The 17253-nt window shown below is 70.8% G+C and carries 15 protein-coding genes; all 15 read right to left on the bottom strand.

Features of this window, described 5'->3' with window-relative positions; genetic code table 11:
* Position 1 precedes the first annotated feature (1 nt).
* A complete protein-coding gene (gene modC / locus FHQ07_RS07060) occupies positions 2–1084 on the bottom strand; it encodes a molybdenum ABC transporter ATP-binding protein (protein WP_139716144.1) in 1083 nt (360 codons plus the stop codon).
* Entirely contained in the window at positions 1077–1769 is a 693-nt protein-coding gene (gene modB, locus FHQ07_RS07055; RefSeq protein WP_206202364.1) for a molybdate ABC transporter permease subunit, read from the bottom strand. Before modB ends, modC begins: the two co-directional genes overlap by 8 nt.
* Before the next feature lie 6 nt (positions 1770–1775).
* The gene (gene modA, locus FHQ07_RS07050) at positions 1776–2540 is read right to left on the bottom strand and encodes a molybdate ABC transporter substrate-binding protein (protein ID WP_139716143.1); all 765 of its coding nucleotides are present in this window, start codon (positions 2538–2540) and stop codon (positions 1776–1778) included.
* A 65-nt stretch (positions 2541–2605) separates the two neighbouring features.
* On the bottom strand, positions 2606–3829 hold the full coding sequence (gene ubiM / locus FHQ07_RS07045) for a 5-demethoxyubiquinol-8 5-hydroxylase UbiM (RefSeq protein WP_139716142.1): 1224 nt from the start codon (positions 3827–3829) through the stop codon (positions 2606–2608).
* Positions 3811–4458 (bottom strand): carbonic anhydrase, encoded by a 648-nt coding sequence (locus FHQ07_RS07040; protein WP_139716141.1) that lies wholly within the window; start codon positions 4456–4458, stop codon positions 3811–3813. The genes ubiM and FHQ07_RS07040 overlap by 19 nt, the downstream gene beginning before the upstream one ends.
* A gap of 7 nt (positions 4459–4465) precedes the next feature.
* Entirely contained in the window at positions 4466–5785 is a 1320-nt protein-coding gene (locus FHQ07_RS07035; RefSeq protein WP_139716140.1) for an MFS transporter, read from the bottom strand.
* Between the two features lie 18 nt (positions 5786–5803).
* Positions 5804–7165 carry an MFS transporter gene (locus FHQ07_RS07030; RefSeq protein WP_139716139.1) on the bottom strand — a complete coding sequence of 454 codons (1362 nt, stop codon included), beginning with the start codon at positions 7163–7165 and terminating at the stop codon, positions 5804–5806.
* Positions 7166–7325: 160 nt separating this feature from the next.
* Positions 7326–8738 (bottom strand): FAD-binding oxidoreductase, encoded by a 1413-nt coding sequence (locus FHQ07_RS07025; protein WP_139716138.1) that lies wholly within the window; start codon positions 8736–8738, stop codon positions 7326–7328.
* 4 nt (positions 8739–8742) lie between these two features.
* Positions 8743–9624 carry a peptidylprolyl isomerase gene (locus FHQ07_RS07020; RefSeq protein ID WP_139716137.1) on the bottom strand — a complete coding sequence of 294 codons (882 nt, stop codon included), beginning with the start codon at positions 9622–9624 and terminating at the stop codon, positions 8743–8745.
* Positions 9625–9627: 3 nt separating this feature from the next.
* Positions 9628–10329: a respiratory nitrate reductase subunit gamma gene (narI, locus tag FHQ07_RS07015; protein ID WP_139716136.1), complete on the bottom strand. Its 702-nt coding sequence runs from the start codon at positions 10327–10329 to the stop codon at positions 9628–9630.
* A gap of 4 nt (positions 10330–10333) precedes the next feature.
* A complete protein-coding gene (narJ, locus tag FHQ07_RS07010; RefSeq protein WP_139716135.1) occupies positions 10334–11011 on the bottom strand; it encodes a nitrate reductase molybdenum cofactor assembly chaperone in 678 nt (225 codons plus the stop codon).
* Entirely contained in the window at positions 11008–12555 is a 1548-nt protein-coding gene (narH, locus tag FHQ07_RS07005) for a nitrate reductase subunit beta (protein WP_139716134.1), read from the bottom strand. The genes narJ and narH overlap by 4 nt, the downstream gene beginning before the upstream one ends.
* Positions 12555–16298 (bottom strand): nitrate reductase subunit alpha, encoded by a 3744-nt coding sequence (locus FHQ07_RS07000; RefSeq protein ID WP_139716133.1) that lies wholly within the window; start codon positions 16296–16298, stop codon positions 12555–12557. The genes narH and FHQ07_RS07000 overlap by 1 nt, the downstream gene beginning before the upstream one ends.
* Before the next feature lie 81 nt (positions 16299–16379).
* Positions 16380–16721 (bottom strand): hypothetical protein, encoded by a 342-nt coding sequence (locus tag FHQ07_RS06995; protein WP_139716132.1) that lies wholly within the window; start codon positions 16719–16721, stop codon positions 16380–16382.
* Complete coding sequence (locus FHQ07_RS06990; RefSeq protein WP_139716131.1) at positions 16718–17251, bottom strand: molybdenum cofactor biosynthesis protein MoaE; 534 nt, start codon at positions 17249–17251, stop codon at positions 16718–16720. The genes FHQ07_RS06995 and FHQ07_RS06990 overlap by 4 nt, the downstream gene beginning before the upstream one ends.
* Between the last annotated feature and the right edge of the window lie 2 nt (positions 17252–17253).

The following is a 17253-nucleotide window of genomic DNA, read 5'->3' as shown; positions in this document are numbered from 1 at the left end:
CTCAGGCCAGCAGCGCCACCGCCTTCACCTGCGCCCACACCGCCATCCCCGGGCGCAGCGCCAGCCGCTCCAGCGAGCGGTGCGAGATCCGCGCCAGCAGCGGCGCGCCGCCGGCCTCCAGGCGCAGTTGCACCTGCCCGCCGGGCAGCGCGGCGATGTCGGCCACGGTCGCCGGCAGCAGGTTCAGCAGGCTGGAATCGTCGTGGCGCTGCAGCGCCAGGCTGACGTCGCGGGCCTGGATGCGCAGCCGCAACGCGGTGCCCGGCGGCTGTTCCGGCCCGTGCGCATACAGCAGCCCGGCGGCGGTGCGCAGGCTGAGCAGGCCGTGCGCGTCGCGTTGCTCGACGCGCGCCTGCAGCACCACGCCGGCATCGTCGCGCAGCGCCAGCGGCAGGTCGGCACGGTTGAGCACGTCCAGCGCCGGGCCGGTGGCGAGCACGCGGCCGGCGTCCATCAGCACCAGGTGGTCGGCCAGCCGCGCCACTTCCTCCACCGCGTGGGTGACGTAGAGCACGGGGATGCCGGCATCGCGGCGCACCGCTTCCAGGAACGGCAGGATCTCGCCGCGGCGTTCGGCGTCCAGCGCGCTCAGCGGCTCGTCCAGCAGCAGCAGCCGGGGCGCGCTCACCAGCGCGCGCGCCAGCGCCACCCGCTGGCGTTCGCCGCCGGACAGCGAGCCGGGCTTGCGCGCCAGCAGCGGCGGCAGTGCCAGCCGTTCGATCCATTGTTCCAGCAAGGTGGCGGGCGCACCGGCGCGCTGCCAGCCGTAGCGCAGGTTGGCCAGCACCGACAGGTGCGGCAGCAGGCCGCTGTGCTGGAACACCATGCCGACCTCGCGGCGGTGCGCGGGCACGCGGGTGGCGGCGTCCTGCCAGGTGCGCCCGGCCACGCGCAGTTCGCCGTGCGCGGCCGGTTCCAGTCCGGCGATGCAGCGCAGCAGGCTGCTCTTGCCGCAGCCGGACGGCCCGAACACCGCGCTGCAACCGCGCGCGGGCAGGGCCAGGTCGACGTCGAGCCGGAAGCCGTCGCGCGCCAGCGCCTGGCGGACGCGGATGCTGTCGTGGCCGGCGGCGGGCTCAGCCATGCGGCAATACCGTGCGCCGGCCCAGCCACTGCATCACCAGCAGCAGGGCGAACGAGAACAGCAGCAGGCCGGCCGCCAGCGCGTGCGCCTCGCCGTAGGCCAGCGCCTCGACCCGGTCGTACAGCAGCACCGACAGCACCCGGGTTTCGCCTTCGATGTTGCCGCCGACCATCAGCACCACGCCGAACTCGCCCACCGTGTGGGCGAAGCCGAGCAGCGCGGCGGTGACCAGCGACGGCCGCGCCAGCGGCAGCACCACGCTGGCGAAGCGGTCCAGCGGGGACGCGCGCAGGGTCGCCGCGGCATCCAGCACGTCGGCCGGGATGGCGGCGAAGCCGGCCTGCAACGGGTGCACCACGAACGGCAGCGAATACAGCACCGAGGCCAGCAGCAGGCCTTCGAAGGTGAAGGCCAGGGTGCCCAGCCCGAGCGCGGTGGTCAGTTGCCCGACCGGCCCGTCCGGGGCCAGCCCGATCAGCAGGTAGAAGCCGACCACGGTGGGCGGCAGCACCATCGGCAGCGCCACCACCGCGCCGATCGGGATGCGCCAGGCAGAGCGGGTGCGCGCCAGCCACCACGCCAGCGGCATGCCCAGCGCCAGCAGGATCGCGGTGGTGAGGCCCGCCAGTTTCAGCGTCACCCAGGCGGCGGCGATCCAGGCGGGCGTGGTCGGGTCGGGGGCCACGGCGGTTCAGTCGTAACCGAAGCCCCGGATCGCCTTGCGCGCCTGCGCGCCGCGCAGGTACAGCAGGAAGCCGCGCGCCGCCGGGTTGTCCTTGCCGTGCGCCAGCAGCACCGCGCTCTGCACGATCGGCGCGTGCCAGCGGGCCGGCACCTCCCAGCCGGAACCGGGCCTGGTCTTGCGTGCCTCCAGCACCAGCGAGCGCGGCAACAGCCCCAGCGGCGCCGCGCCGCTGGTCACGAACTGCGCCGCCTGGCCGACGTTCTCGCCCAGCACCAGGCGCGGCTGCAGCTCGTCCCAGCGCCGCAGGTATTGCAGGGCTTCGCGTGCGGCCACGCCGTACGGGGCGAACTCGGGATTGGCGATCGCCAGCCGTTCGATCCGACCGCGGCGCAGCAGCGCCTCGCCGTCCTTCACCGCGGCCGGGTCGCGGCTCCACAGCACCAGCCGGCCGACCGCGTAGTCGTGCAGGGTGGCGCCATCGGCCTGGCCTTCGTCGACCAGCTTGCGCGGGGTGGCGGCATCCGCGGACAGCAGCGCATCGAACGGCGCGCCATTGCGGATCTGCGCGTACAGCTTGCCGGTGGAGGCGGCGCTGATCTCGATCCGGTGCCCGCTGCGCCTGCCGTAGTCGGCGGCCAGCGCGCGCGCGGCATCGGCGAAATTGGATGCCACCGCGATCCGCGCCGTCGCCGGTTTGGGCGTCTGCGCCGCCGCCAGCAGCGGCAGCGCGGCGAGCAGGACGAAGGTCGCGAGCAATCGCCGGATCTGCATGAGGGGCTCCAGGGCGGGGATCGGCAGTCTAGCCCTTGCGCCAATGCGGGCGCATCGCGCCGGCGTCAGCGCCCGAGCCCGGCGCGCGCGAACGGCCGCGGCAGCCGCGGCATGCCGCCGCGATCCAGCAGGCCGCGCGCGACCAGCTGGCGGAACCCGGGCAGCCGCGAGGACGCGCCCAGCACCGCCTTGCGCAGCACGCGCGTCGGCAGCCGGTCGTCGGTGAACAGGTCCACCACCAGCCGCGTGGCCGCGTACAGCGGCGCCGTGGCCAGGCGGTGCCCGCGCTGGTAGCGCGCCAGCAGCGCGGGATCGCCGGGATCGCGGCCGGCGCGCGCGGCGTCCTGCAGCAGGCCGGCCAGCCGGGTTGTCCCGGCCAGGCCGAAGTTGAAGCCGTGCGCGGTGACCGGGTGCATGCCGACCGCGGCATCGCCGACCAGGGCGAAGCGCGGGCCGACGAAACGGCGCGCGTACACGCCCACCAGCGGATACGCATGCGGCGCGGCGGCGATCCGGATCGCGCCCAGGCGGTGCTCGAAGCGGCGGGCCAGATCGAGGCCCTGCTCCTCCGCCGATTTCGCCATGAACGCCGCGGCTTCGGCCGGCACCAGGGTCAGCACCGCCGACGAAGTCTGCGGGTCGTGCAGCGGCAGCAGCGCCAGGGTCTGGCCGTAGCGGAACCACTCCCAGGCGGTGGCCTGGTGCGGCTGCTCGTGGACCACCTTGACCACCACCATGACCTTGCCGAAATCGTGGTGGTCGGCGCGCAGGCCCATCGCCCGCCGGCAGCCGGAGAAGCGGTTGTCGGCGGCGATCGCCAGCCGCGCGCGGAACCGGCGGCCGTCCTCCAGCCGCACCTCGATCGCCTGCGCCGAAGGCGCCAGCGCAGCGACCCGCGCGCCGCCGACGATGGCCACGCCCTCGGTGCCGCTGGCGCAGGCGAAGGCGGCGCGCCGGATCGCATGGTGCGGCACCATCCAGCCCAGCGGACCATCGTCGCCGGCGGGGGGATCGAACTGCAGGCCCTCGCGGTCGTCACCGTCGATCACCAGCGCGCGCCGCAGTTCGCCGATCTCCTCCGGCGCAAAGGCCTGCCACATCCCCAGCCGTTCCAGCGCGGCGCGGCTGGCATGGGTCAGCGCGATCTCGCGGCCATCGTCGGCCGGGTCCGCCAGCGCGGCGGCATCGCCCTGTTCCAGCACGATCACGCGCAGGCCGGACCCGGCCAGCGCGCGCGCCATGCACAGGCCCGAGGGCCCGGCGCCGATGATCAGGATGTCGTGTTCCATGGGTGTGCTTCCGTCTCGAAGAAATCCACCGCGCCGCTGGCGAGGTCGTAGTCGGCGCCGACGATGCGCAGGCCGCCCTGCGCTTCGGCGTAGCGCAGGTAATCCGATTGCGCGCGCAGGTGGGCGATGGTGGCGCGCACGTTGGCGCGGATCGCGCGCGGCATGCAGGCGTCCTCGCCGCCGTCGCCATCCGCCAGCACCGGGCCGACCCCGGGGGCGATGCGGTCGACGATCGCGCGCAGCGCCGGGCTGGTCTCGGCCGGCGCCTGCAGGTGGGCGAGGGTGGCGCGCACCGCGCCGCAGTTGGAATGCCCCAGCACCACCACCAGCCGCAGCTGGAACTGCTCCACCGCGAACTCGACGCTGCCCACCTGCGAGGGCGCGGCGATGTTGCCGGCGACGCGGATCACGAACAGGTCGCCCAGCCCCTGGTCGAACACGAATTCCGCCGGCGCGCGCGAATCGGAACAGCCCAGCACCACCGCGAACGGGCGCTGCGCGCGTGCGTGCTCGTCGCGGCGGGCATGGCTCAGCAATGCCTCCAGGCTGACCACGTGGTCGACGAAGCGGCGGTTGCCGGCGCGCAACCGCGCCAGCGCCTGTTCCGCGTCGAGCTGCGGGCCCTGCATCGCCGGCTCAGCGCCCTGCCTGCGGCAGCGCCATGATTTCCGGCAGGTCGGTTTCCCTGGCGAGCTGCGGATGGCGCGAGACCTCCATGCGGCGGATCGCGAAGTGCATCCACAGCAGCGCGCAAGCGACCAGCACGAACAGCAGCATGAAGCAGCTGGTCCATACGCCGATCGCATCGTTCATCGCGCCGAACGCGATCGGCAGCAGGAAGCCGCCAAGCCCGCCGATCATGCCGACCACGCCGCCGACCGCGCCCACGTTGTTCGGGTAGTAGACCGGGATGTGCTTGTACACCGCGGCCTTGCCCAGCGACATGAAGAAGCCCAGCACGAACACCAGCACGGTGAACGGCACCACGCCCACCGCCAGCCGGAACTGGATCGGTCCCTCGATGCCGTCGATGGTGTAGCTGGTGGCGGGATACGACAGCAGGAAGGTGCACGCGACCGCCACGCTGAAGGTCCAGTACATCACCCGGCGCGCGCCGATCCGGTCCGACAGCCAGCCGCCGACGATGCGGAACAGGCTGGCCGGGATCGAGTAGCAGGCCGCGATCAGGCCGGCGGTCTTCACGTCCAGCCCGTAGGCGCCGGTCAGGTAGTGCGGCAGCCACAGCGCCAGCGCCACGAACGCGCCGAACACGAAGAAGTAGTACAGCGAGAAGCGCCATACCTGCAGGTTGCGCAGCGGCTTCATCTGCTCGGCGAACGGCACCGGCCTGACGCCTTCGGCGCGGCGCCGGGCCAGGCCCGGATCGTCCTTGGCGAACAGGAAGAACAGCACCGCGACCACCGCCAGGCCCACCGCCCAGGCGCGCGCCACGCCGTGCCAGCCGTAGGCCGCCATCACCATCGGCGCCAGCAGCTTGGTCACCGCGGAGCCGACGTTGCCGGCGCCGAAGATGCCGAGCGCGGTGCCCTGCTTCTCCTGCGGGAACCACTTCGACACGTAGGCGATGCCCACCGCGAACGAGCCGCCGGCCACGCCCACCGCCAGCGCGGCCAGCAGGAACTGCGGATAGGTATGCGCGTAGGTCAGCATCCAGGTGGCGGTGGCGCCGGCCAGCATCACCAGGGTGAACACGATGCGGCCGCCGTACTGCTCGGTCCACACGCCCAGGAACAGGCGGATCAGCGAGCCGGTGAGGATCGGGGTGGCCGCGAGCAGGCCGAACTGGGTATCGCTCAGGCCCAGGTCCTGCTTGATCTGGATGCCGATGATCGAAAAGATCGTCCACACCGCGAAGCACACGGTGAAGGCGAAGGTGCTGCTCCACAGGGCCCGGTTCTGCTGGCCGCTGGAGGGAAGTGCCGGGGTGGCGTGCATGGGGTCGGTCTCCGGGGATCAGCAGGGATTGGCGGCGCCGCGGCGCGCGTACATCCGCCAGTTCAGCGCCACGTTGCAGGCGAAGAACGCGGCCAGGCCGAAGAACACCGGCCGCGCCGAATCGAAGGTGCCGAACGCCCACGCGAACAACATGCCGAACAGGAACGGGCCGTAGGCCGCGATCGCCGCGGTGAAACCGATCACGCCGGCCGCTTGCCGCGGCGCGAACAGCATCGGCATCTGCTTGAAGGTGGAGGCGTTGCCGATGCCGGCGAAGAAGAACAGCGCCAGCATCGCGGCGACGAACTTCGGGAACTCGGCCATCGAGTCGGGCGTCACGAACATCGCCACCAGCACCGCGCAGGCCACCATCCCGATGCCGGCCCACTGGGTCACGCGCGCGCCGCCCAGCTTGTCCGACAGCGGGCCGGCGGCGACGCGTGCGAGCGATCCCACCAGCGGCCCCCAGAACGCGTACTTGAGCGGATCCGGTGCGCCCTCGAAGCCGCCGAAGCCCTGCTTGATCAGCAGCGGGAAGGTCGCCGCCAGACCGGAGAAGCCGCCGAAGGTCATCATGTACAGCGAGGTCATCGACCAGGTGTGGCGCGACTTGAAGATGTCGAACTGCTCGGCGAAGTTGGCCTTGACCGGGACCGACTTCAGCAGCAGCCAGGCGGTGGCACCGAACGTCGCCACGAACGGGATGAGCACCGCCGCGGCGTTCTGCAGGTAGACCTGGCTCTGGACCCCGTTCTTGGTCAGGGTCTGGCTGTCGCCCATGAACGCGGCGCCGCCGAGCAGGGCGAAGCCGATGATCCACGGCGTCACGAACTGCACGATCGACACGCCCAGGTTGCCGATGCCGGCCTGGATCGCCAGCGCGGTGCCCAGCAGCCGCTTCGGGAAGAACAGGCTGGTGGACGGCATGAACGAGGAGAAGTTGCCGCCGCCCAGACCGGCCAGGAACGACAGCAGCAGCAGCACCCAGTACGGCACGGTCGGGTCCTGCACCGCGTAGAACCAGCCGAGCAGCGGCACCAGCAGCGAGAGCGTGGACAGGCTGACCACGTGCCGGGTGCCGTACATCGGGGTCAGGAACATGTGGATCAGGCGCAGCGTGCCGCCGGCCAGCCCGGGCATCGCGGTCAGCCAGAACAGCTGGCTGGCGCTGAAGTTGTAGCCGACCTGCGGCAGCCGCACCACCAGCGCCGAGACCAGGAACCAGGCGGCGAAGGCGAGGGTGAGGTTGACCGTGGTCAGCGCCAGCGTGCGCCATGCGATGGCGGTGCCGCCCGCGGACCAGAACGCCTGGTCCTCGGGTTCCCAACGGGACAGCCAGGTGCCGGTGGGCAGGAGGGTGGATTGGGGCAGCGAGGACATGGCGACTCCGTGGCGGATTGCGCATTCGGTCTTGGTTGCAGGCATCTTGGCAGCGCCGCGCGATGGCGGAATTGACGCCTATCAATCGCGCGCGCGCGCAGCTTGATCCAGGTCAAGCTGGTGGCGGCGATGCCGTTCGCGCCCGCCGGCGGCGCGCGATTCAGTCGTGCGGCAGCACCCGTCCCGGGTTCAACAGGCCCTGCGGATCCAGCGCGCGCTTGATCGCGCGCATCATCGCCAGCGCCACCGGCGACTTGCGCGCGGCCAGTTCGTCCGCCTTGAGCGCGCCGATGCCGTGTTCCGCGGAAAACGTGCCGCCGTGCGCCAGCGCCGCATCGTGCACGCAGCGGTTGAGCCCGGCTTCGTGCCGGCGCAGGAACGCTTCCGCCGGCATGCGTTCCGGCGCCTGCAGGTTGTAGTGCAGGTTGCCGTCGCCGAGGTGGCCGAACACCACCGGGCGCACGCCGGGCACGGCCGCCGCGAGCGTGGCGTCCATCTCGCGCAGGAAGGCCGGCACCGCCGACACCGGCAAGCCGATGTCGTGCTTGATGTTGAGGCCGTCGCGCGCCTGCGCCAGCGGAACCGCTTCGCGCAGCTGCCACAGTTCGCGCGCCTGCGCCGAATTCGCGGCGATCGTCGCGTCGCTGGCCAGCGCGCGGCTGGCGGCCTCGCCCAGCATGGCGTCCAGTGGCCGGCGTGCGTCTTCCTCGCTGCCGGCGGCCAGTTCCAGCAGCACCGTCCACGGCGCCTCGGGGAACGGTTGCCGCAGCTGCGGGAAATGGCGCGCGACCCGTTGCAGCGCGAAACGCTCGACGATTTCGAAGCCGGTGAGCGCGGCGTCGAAGCGCGCGCGGGCGAGCCGCAACAGGCCGATCACCGCCTCGATGTCCGCACAGGCGGCCAGCGCGACCAGGGTGGCCGCGGGACGCGGATACAGCTTCAGGGTGGCGGCGGTGATGATCCCCAGCGTGCCCTCGCTGCCGACGAACAGGTCGCGCAGGTCGTAGCCGGTATTGTCCTTGCGCAGGCCGGACAGGCCTTCCCACACCTCGCCGGCGGCGGTCACCACTTCCAGGCCCAGGCACAGCTCGCGGGCGTTGCCATAGCGCAGCACCTGGGTGCCGCCGGCGTTGCTCGCCAGGTTGCCGCCGATCGTGCAGCTGCCCTCGGAGCCCAGCCGCAGCGGGAACAACAGGCCGTGCGCGGCCGCCGCGTCCTGCAGCGCCTGCAGCACGCAGCCGGCTTCGACGGTGACGGTGAGGTTGTCGGCATCGAGCGCGCGGATCCGGCGCATGCGCGACAGGCTCAGTACCAGCTGGGTGCCGCTGGCGTCCGGCACGCCGCCGCCGACCAGCCCGGTGTTGCCGCCCTGCGGCACGATCGGCACCGCATGCGCGGCGCACAGGCGCACCACCGCCGCGACCTGGGCGGTGTCGGCCGGACGCACCACCGCCAGCGCACGGCCGCGGTAGCGCCCACGCCAGTCGGTTTCGTAGGCCTGCAGGCCGTCGCCGGCCAGCACATGGGCCTCGCCGAGCAGGCCGCGCAATGCCGCCAGCAGGGGCGCGTTCACCGGCTCACGCCGACAGGGCGATGCCCTCGACCCCGTAGCGCTCGGCCAGGATGTGCAGGTATTGGTGCAGGGCGTTCTGCCGCGCCTGGGTTTCCAGGTAGGCGGCGACGCGGCTGCGCGCGTCCTCGAACGCCAGCGGTTCGCCGTCGACGCGCTCCAGCACCTCGACCACGTGATGGCCGTAGCGGGTTTCCACGGTCAGCCCGGCCAGCCCGGGCTTGAGCATGAACAGCTGGCGGTCGAACTCGGGCACGGTGTCGCCGCGCTCGATCCAGCCCAGCTCGCCGCCCTGGTCGCGCGACGGGCAGGCGGAATGGCGCATCGCGAATTCGCCGAAGCGGTCGGGCTCCGCGCGCAGCGCCGCGACCAGTTCCTCGCCGCGCTGCTGCGCGCGCTGGCGCGCGCCGATGTCGGCCGGCGCCGCGGCCAGCAGGATGTGGCGCGCGCGGATGCCGTCGGGATGGTGCAGGCGCGCGCGGTTGGCCTCGTAGTACTGGCGCAGCGCGGCCTCGTCGGCGGCCGGCACGTCCAGCGCTTCCGCGACCAGCGCGCGCACCCGCGCCTCGTCTTCGGTTTCGCCGTCCTCGGCCGTCACCGCCAGCTGCAGGCGCGCGCATTCGCGCCGCACCAGCTCGCGCACGACCAGGGTGGTGGCCGCCGCCTCGCGCGCGGCGTGCGGGTCGTGCGCGCGGTGGAACTGCATCTCGCGGGCGATCTCGGCCTCGTCGATCGGCGTGTCGCCGACCTGCACGTAGACCGGCGCCGGGCCGGCAAGCGGCTTGCTGGGGTCGTCGTCGTGCGCGGCGTGGCCGTCGGCCGCGGCCCTGGCCGCCGCGTCCGACAGCGGGCCGGCATCCATCACGATCGGGATCGCACGCGTGGCCATGGCTCAGCGCGCCTTGTATTGCAGCGGGCGCTGGCGCTTGCGCACCAGCTGGTACGGCCGGGTCAGGTAGGCCAGCGGGATCGACCACACGTGGACCAGGCGGGTGAACGGCGTCAGCAGGATCAGGGTCATGCCGAGGAACACATGCGCCTTGAAGATCCAGTGCGCGTCGGCGATGTAGCCGGCGGCGCCGCCGCGGAAGGTGACGATGTGCTGCGCCCATTCGCCCAGCTTGATCATCTGGTCGCCGTCCATGTGCCCGCTCGACACGTAGATCGAGCACAGGCCCAGGATCAGCTGGATGTACAGCAGCGCCAGGATCAGGATGTCGCGGCCGCTGGAGGTCGCGCGGATGCGCGGGTTGAACAGCCGCCGCGCCAGCAGGATGCTCAGGCCGACGAAGCACATCGCGCCGAAGATGCCGCCGACCACCATCGCCAGCAGCTGCTTCTGCGGCGCGCTGATGAAATGCTCGTACACCGCGTGCGGGGTCAGCAGGCCGACCAGGTGGCCGCCCAGGATCGCCAGCACGCCGACGTGGAACCAGTTGCTGCCCAGCCGCATCCACTTGCCGGACAGCAGCTGGCTGGAACCGGTGCGCCAGGTGTAGGGGGCGAAGTCGAAGCGCGCCCAGCAGCCGACCGCGAACACCGCCAGCGCAATGTAGGGATAGAACTGGAACAGCAGGGTATCGATGTAGTTCATGGCGTCACCGTGGGTTCGATCCGCTTCGCGCCCGACGGCAGCCGGGTCGGGGGTTGCACTCTTCGCCTGGGGCCTCGGCCCCGAAACGCACCGCTTCTTCTTCCCACACGCGATCCATCGCCTCCGGCGTGTCGTCGCGCTCCTCGCCCGCCACGCGCGCGCGCAGCAGCGCCAGGTCGACCTTGCCGGTGGCGGTTTCCACCAGGGTTTCCAGTAGGACCGCATACGCGCTGCCGCGTTCCTGCGCGCGCGCGGCCAGCAGTTCGAGGATGTGGGCGACGTGGCCGAGCCAGTCGCGCACCTCCTCGACCGGCCGCAGCGACAGGTACTCAAGCACCACCGGCAGGTAGTCGGGGAGTTGCTTGGCGCCCAGCGCGAAGCCGTGCCCGCGGTAGGTCGCCAGCAGGTCCACCATCGCCTGGCCGCGGTCGCGCGATTCGCCGTGGATGTGCTCGAACAGCAGCAGGCTCATCGCCCGGCCGCGGTCGAACAGTTCCAGCCAGCGCTCCTGCGCCGCCATCGGTTCCTGCGCCATCAGCCCGTCGGCGAAGCCGCGCAGCGCGGCGCGGCGCGCCGGCGGCAGCGCCGGGTCGTCGCAGGCGGCGCGCAGCTCCCCGGCGTGTTCCCACAGTTCCTCCTGCGGGTAGTCCAGCAGCACCGCGATCAGCTTGAGCAGCTTCATGCCTTTTCCCTGACCGGCAACTGGCGCGCCGGCGGCACCTGGTAGGTCTGGGTCGAGCGGCCGCCGAACAGCGCTTCCGCCGGTGTCGACGGCGAGCAGCCGTTGCCGAAGGTGAAGCCGCAGCCGCCGCGCTCGCCGAAGGCGTCGTTGGCGTATTCGCGGTGCGCGCTCGGGATCACGAAGCGATCCTCGTAGTTGGCGATCGCGAGGTAGCGGTACATCTCCTCGGCCTGGTGCAGGCTCAGTCCGGCCTGCTGCAGCACCTCCAGGTCCTCCACGCCGTCCACGTGCATCGCCCGGCGCCAGGCGCGCATCGCCAGCATGCGTTCCATCGCCCGCACCACCGGCGCCTCGTCGCCCGCGGTCAGCAGGTTGGCCAGGTAGCGCACCGGGATGCGCAGCGACTTCACGTCCGGGATCTCGCCGTTCTTGCCGATCCGGCCGGCATCCGCGGCCGACTGGATCGGCGACAGCGGCGGCACGTACCAGACCATCGGCAGGGTGCGGTATTCCGGGTGCAGCGGCAGTGCCAGCTTCCAGTCGATCGCCAGCTTGTACACCGGCGAGGCCCGGGCCGCGTCCAGCCAGCTGTCGGGGATGCCTTCGGCGCGCGCGGCCTCGATGACCTTGGGGTCGGTCGGGTCGAGGAAGATGTCGAGGTGGGCCTGGTACAGGTCCTTCTCCGACGGCACCGAGGCCGCTTCCTGGATGCGGTCGGCGTCGTACAGCATCACCCCGAGGTAGCGGATGCGGCCCACGCAGGTTTCCGAGCACACCGTCGGCTCGCCCATCTCGATGCGCGGGTAGCAGAAGATGCACTTCTCGGATTTGCCCGACTTCCAGTTGTAGTAGATCTTCTTGTACGGGCAGGCGGACACGCACATGCGCCAGCCGCGGCACTTGTCCTGGTCGATCAGGACGATGCCGTCCTCCTCGCGCTTGTAGATCGCGCCGCTCGGGCAGGACGCCACGCAGGCCGGGTTGAGGCAGTGCTCGCACAGCCGCGGCAGGTACATCATGAAGGTCTTCTCGAACGCGCCGTAGATCTCGCGCTGCACGCCGTCGAAGTTGCTGTCCTTGCTGCGCTTGGCGAACTCGGTGCCGAGGATCTCCTCCCAGTTCGGGCCCCAGTGGATCTTCTGCATGCGCTCGCCGCTGATCAGCGAACGCGGCCGCGCGGTCGGCTGGTGCTGGCCCTCGGGCGCCTGGTGCAGGTGCTGGTAGTCGAAGTCGAACGGCTCGTAGTAGTCGTCGATCTGCGGCAGGTCGGGGTTGGCGAAGATCTTGGCCAGCAGGCGCAGGCGGCCGCCGGCCTTGAGGCTGATCCTGCCGTTGGCGCCGCGCACCCAGCCGCCGTTCCACTTGCGCTGGTTCTCCCATTCCTTGGGATAGCCGATGCCGGGCTTGGTCTCGACGTTGTTGAACCACGCGTATTCCACGCCTTCGCGGCTGGTCCACACGTTCTTGCAGGTGATCGAGCAGGTATGGCAGCCGATGCACTTGTCCAGGTTCAGGACCATCGCGATCTGGGCACGGACCTTCATCACACCACCTCCTTGGCGGCCGCGGGCACGGCTTCGCCGTCCAGCCAATCGACCTTGTCCATCTTGCGCACCACCACCAGTTCGTCGCGGTTGGTGCCCACCGTGCCGTAGTAGTTGAAGCCGTAGGCCAGCTGCGCGTAGCCGCCGATCATGTGGGTGGGCTTCACCACCACCCGGGTCACCGAGTTGTGGATGCCGCCGCGGGTGCCGGTGACCTCGCTGCCGGGCGTGTTGATGATGCGTTCCTGCGCGTGGTACATCATCGCGATGCCGTTCATCACGCGCTGGCTGACCACCGCGCGCGCGGCGATCGCGCCGTTGACGTTGAACAGTTCGATCCAGTCGTTGTCCTCGATCCCGGCCGACTTCGCGTCGTCCTCGGACAGCCACACGATCGGCCCGCCGCGCGACAGCGTCTGCATGATCAGGTTGTCGCTGTAGGTGCTGTGGATGCCCCATTTCTGGTGCGGGGTGATCCAGTTGAGGACGATCTCGCGGTTGCCGTTCGGCTTCTTGCCGTGGATCGGCTTGATCGTCTTGGTGTCGACCGGCGGCCGGTAGCCCATGAAGGCTTCGCCGAAGTCGCGCATCCATTCGTGGTCCTGGTAGAACTGCTGGCGGCCGGTGAGGGTGCGCCACGGGATCAGTTCGTGGACGTTGGTGTAGCCGGCGTTGTAGCTGACGTTCTCGTCTTCCAGCCCGGACCAGATCGGCGAGCTGATGATCTTGCGCGGCTGCGCCTGGATGTCGCGGAAGCGGATCGCCTCGTGTTCCTTGCCTTCCGCCAGGTGGGTGTGGCTGCGCCCGGTGAAGCCCTCGAGCGACTTCCACGCCTTCACCGCCACGTGGCCGTTGGTCTCCGGCGCGAGGTGCATGATCGCCTCGGCGCAGTCGATCGCGGTTTCCAGCTGCGGGCGGCCGTGGCTGATGCCGGCTTCGTCCACCTCGTGGTTGAGCCGGCCGAGGAATTCCACTTCATGGGTGGTGTCCCAGGCCATGCCCTTGCCGCCGTTGCCCTGGTTGTCCAGCAGCGGGCCGAGCGAGGTGAACTTCTTGTACAGGTTCGGGTAGTCGCGCTCGACCACCACCATGCTCGGCGCGGTCTTGCCCGGGATCAGTTCGCACTCGCCCTTCTTCCAGTCGGTCACGCCGTAGGGCATGGCGATCTCGTTGGGCGTGTCGTGCAGGGTCGGCACCAGCACCAGGTCCTTCTCCACCCCCAGCACGCCGGGCGCGAGCGCGCTGACCGTGCGGGCGATGCCCTTGAAGATGTCCCAGTCGCTGCGCGCTTCCCACGCCGGGTCCACCGCCTTCGACAGCGGGTGGATGAACGGGTGCATGTCCGAGGTGTTGAGGTCGTTCTTCTCGTACCAGGTCGCGGTGGGCAGCACGATGTCGCTGTACAGCGCGGTGGTGCACATGCGGAAGTCGAGCGTCACCAGCAGGTCGAGCTTGCCTTCCGGCGCTTCGTCGCGCCACGTCACTTCTTCCGGCTTGGTCGCGCCGCGCTCGCCCAGGTCCTTGCCCTGCACGCCGTGGCGGGTGCCCAGCAGGTGCTTGAGCATGTACTCGTGGCCCTTGCCGGAGCTGCCCAGCAGGTTGCTGCGCCAGATGAACAGGTTGCGCGGGAAATTCTCCGGCGCGTCCGGGTCGGCGAAGGCGAAGTCCAGGCTGCCGTCCTTGAGCTTGCCCACCGCGTAGTCCACCGGCGCCATCCCGGCCCGTTCGGCGTCGCGCACCAGCTGCATCGGGTTGGCGTTGAGCTGCGGGATCGCCGGCAGCCAGCCCATCCGCACCGCGCGCAGGTTGAAGTCGGCCAGCGAGCCGGTGTACTTCGCCTTGTCGGCCAGCGGCGACAGGATTTCCTCGACGCCGAGCTTCTCGTAGCGGTACTGGCTGGAGTTGAAGTAGAAGAACGAGGTGCCGTTCATCTGCCGCGGCGGCTTGCTCCAGTCGGTGGCGAACGCCAGCGGCGCCCAGCCCGACTGCGGGCGCAGCTTCTCCTGGCCCACGTAGTGCGCCCAGCCGCCGCCGGTCTGGCCGACGCAGCCGCACATCACGAGCATGTTGATCAGCCCGCGGTAGTTCATGTCGTTGTGGAACCAGTGGTTCATCGCCGCGCCGACGATGATCATGCTGCGGCCGCGGGTCTTGTCCGCGGTGCGCGCGAACTCGCGGGCGATGGCGATGACCTCGGCGCGCGGCACGCCGGTGATGCGTTCCTGCCAGGCCGGGGTGCCGGGCATGTCGTCGTCGTAGCCGGCGGCCACGTTGCCGCCGCCGAAGCCGCGGTCCACGCCGTACTGCGCCAGCAGCAGGTCGTACACGCTGGCCACCGCCCATTCCCGGCCGTCGGCCAGGGTCAGGCGCTTGACCGGGATGTTGCGCTCCAGCACCTCGTCGAACTTCGACTCGGTCCAGTAGTCGTTCTCGATGCCGCCGAAGTAGGGGAAGCTGACCGCCTCGATGGCGTCGGCATGGTCCTTCAGGCTCAGGCGCAGGCGGGTTTCGCGGCCGCCGCTGTCCTTCTCCTCGATGTTCCACTTGCCCTTCTCGCCCCAGCGGAAGCCGACCGAGCCGTTGGGCACGGTGATCTCGCCGGTGGCGTCGTCGTAGGCCAGGGTCTTCCATTCGGGGTTGTTGGCCTCGCCCAGCCCGCCGAGGTCGGCGGCGCGCAGGAAGCGCTCCGGCACCAGCCGGCCGTCGGCGCGCTTTTCCAGCCGCACCAGCAGCGGCATGTCGCTGTACTGGCGGCAGTAGTCGGTGAAGTACTGCGACGGCGCGTCGACGTGGAACTCTTTCAGGATCACGTGGCCGAACGCGAACGCCAGCGCGGCGTCGGTGCCCTGCTTGGGATGCAGCCAGTGGTCGGTGAGCTTGGCGACTTCCGAATAGTCGGGGGTGATCGCCACCGTCTTGGTGCCGTTGTAGCGCGCCTCGGTGAAGAAGTGCGCGTCCGGCGTGCGCGTCTGCGGGACGTTGCTGCCCCAGGCGATGATGTAGCGGCTGTTGTACCAGTCGGCCGATTCCGGCACGTCGGTCTGCTCGCCCCACACCTGCGGGCTGGACGGCGGCAGGTCGCAGTACCAGTCGTAGAAACTCAGGCAGGCGCCGCCGAGCAGGGAGAGATAGCGCGCGCCGGCGGCGTAGCTGACCATCGACATCGCCGGGATCGGCGAGAAGCCGACCACCCGGTCCGGGCCCCAGCGCTTGACCGTGTACAGGTTGGAGGCGGCGACGATTTCGTTGACCTCGTCCCAGCTGGAGCGCACGAAGCCGCCCATGCCGCGCTTGGACTTGTAGGTCTTCGCCTTGGCCTCGTCGCCGGCGATGCTGGCCCAGGCGTCGACCGGCGCCTTGTCCTTGCGCGCCTCGCGCCACAGCTTGAGCAGCGCGCTGCGCACCAGCGGGTACTTCACCCGGTTGGCGCTGTACAGGTACCAGGAATAGCTGGCGCCGCGCGGGCAGCCGCGCGGTTCGTGGTTGGGCAGGTCGGGGCGGGTGCGCGGGTAGTCGGTCTGCTGGGTTTCCCAGGTGACCAGGCCGTTCTTGACGTAGACCTTCCAGCTGCAGGAACCCGTGCAGTTCACCCCATGCGTCGAGCGCACGATCTTGTCGTACTGCCAGCGCTGGCGGTAACCGTCTTCCCAGCTGCGGTCGTCGCCGCGGGTGGCGCCGTGTCCCTCCGAAAAGGATTCGGGCGCAGGCTTCAGGAAGTTCAGCCGGTCGAGGAAATAACTCATGTCGTGGATCCCGTGCGTTGGCCGCGGCAGTGTGCGGGCAACGCCGGGTTCCGCTATTGACGTGCGTCAACCCGGGGCGAATTACCCGGATCGCGCGGCATCGCGGCGGACCCGATGGCTGTCGCGCACGTCGACCTCCACCGAGATCCGCAGCGGGCCCTGCGCGAAGGCGAAGCCGTCGCGGCGCGGGCGTTCCGCGGCGAAGGCCAGGAACGCCGCGCGCGGCAGCAGCAGCTGCAGGTCCATCAGGTCGCCGCGGCACTGGCCGGCCTCGGCCTGCGCGTCCAGGACCAGGCGGCACTGCGCGGCACGCCCATCGGGGCAGGGCATGGCCTGCGCGAAGCTGCCGTGCGTGGTCAGCAAGGCCAGTTCTTGCTCGGACAGGCGCAGCCGCAGCTGGCCGCAGGCGACCTGCAGCTTCATGCGCGCACCGCCGCGGGCTCCGCGTGCGCGTGGCCGGCCGCATCGCCCGCCTGCGCATGCGCGTCGCCGCACAGCGAGCAGCCCTCGCTCCATTCGCTGAGGCCGTCGACGAAGTGCTCCTGCTTCCAGATCGGCGCCTGGTGCTTGACCGCCTCGATCACTTCGCGGCAGCCGCGGAAGGCCTCGTCGCGGTGCGGGCTGCCGAACGCGATCACCACCGCCAGGTCGCCGACCGCCAGCCTGCCCTTGGCGTGGGCGACGTAGCATTTCGCGGCCGGGCCGTAGCGTTCGACCGCCGCCGCGGCGGTGGCGCGGAACACGTTCAGGGCGAGCGCGTCGAACATGTCGTAGTGGATGCCCACGCACTGGCGGCCGTGGCTGGACGCGCGCACGCGGCCGATGAACACGTCGATGCCGCCATGGGCATCGTCGCCGACGAAATCGAGGGCGGCCTGCACGTCCAGCCGGCCTTCGGCGATGTCGACCACGGCGCAGGCGATGCGCGGGTCGCTGTGCGGTTGCTCGTGCATGC

The sequence above is a fragment of the Thermomonas aquatica genome (assembly GCF_006337105.1).
In the GTDB taxonomy this organism is placed as follows: domain Bacteria; phylum Pseudomonadota; class Gammaproteobacteria; order Xanthomonadales; family Xanthomonadaceae; genus Thermomonas; species Thermomonas aquatica.
Note: the sequence above shows the minus strand (reverse complement) of the source record. Positions and strands in the feature narration are given on the sequence as shown.

Excerpts from the sequence above, each read along its gene's own strand:
- modC (WP_139716144.1), bottom strand. The coding sequence starts at position 1,084 with ATGGCTGAGCCCGCCGCCGGCCACGACAGCATCCGCGTCCGCCAGGCG.
- narI (WP_139716136.1), bottom strand. The coding sequence starts at position 10,329 with ATGAACTACATCGATACCCTGCTGTTCCAGTTCTATCCCTACATTGCG.
- narH (WP_139716134.1), bottom strand. The coding sequence starts at position 12,555 with ATGAAGGTCCGTGCCCAGATCGCGATGGTCCTGAACCTGGACAAGTGC.
- FHQ07_RS06990 (WP_139716131.1), bottom strand. The coding sequence starts at position 17,251 with ATGCACGAGCAACCGCACAGCGACCCGCGCATCGCCTGCGCCGTGGTC.
- FHQ07_RS07030 (WP_139716139.1), bottom strand. The coding sequence starts at position 7,165 with ATGTCCTCGCTGCCCCAATCCACCCTCCTGCCCACCGGCACCTGGCTG.
- modA (WP_139716143.1), bottom strand. The coding sequence starts at position 2,540 with ATGCAGATCCGGCGATTGCTCGCGACCTTCGTCCTGCTCGCCGCGCTG.
- FHQ07_RS07040 (WP_139716141.1), bottom strand. The coding sequence starts at position 4,458 with ATGCAGGGCCCGCAGCTCGACGCGGAACAGGCGCTGGCGCGGTTGCGC.
- FHQ07_RS06995 (WP_139716132.1), bottom strand. The coding sequence starts at position 16,721 with ATGAAGCTGCAGGTCGCCTGCGGCCAGCTGCGGCTGCGCCTGTCCGAG.
- FHQ07_RS07035 (WP_139716140.1), bottom strand. The coding sequence starts at position 5,785 with ATGCACGCCACCCCGGCACTTCCCTCCAGCGGCCAGCAGAACCGGGCC.
- FHQ07_RS07020 (WP_139716137.1), bottom strand. The coding sequence starts at position 9,624 with ATGGCCACGCGTGCGATCCCGATCGTGATGGATGCCGGCCCGCTGTCG.
- narJ (WP_139716135.1), bottom strand. The coding sequence starts at position 11,011 with ATGAAGCTGCTCAAGCTGATCGCGGTGCTGCTGGACTACCCGCAGGAG.
- FHQ07_RS07000 (WP_139716133.1), bottom strand. The coding sequence starts at position 16,298 with ATGAGTTATTTCCTCGACCGGCTGAACTTCCTGAAGCCTGCGCCCGAA.
- ubiM (WP_139716142.1), bottom strand. The coding sequence starts at position 3,829 with ATGGAACACGACATCCTGATCATCGGCGCCGGGCCCTCGGGCCTGTGC.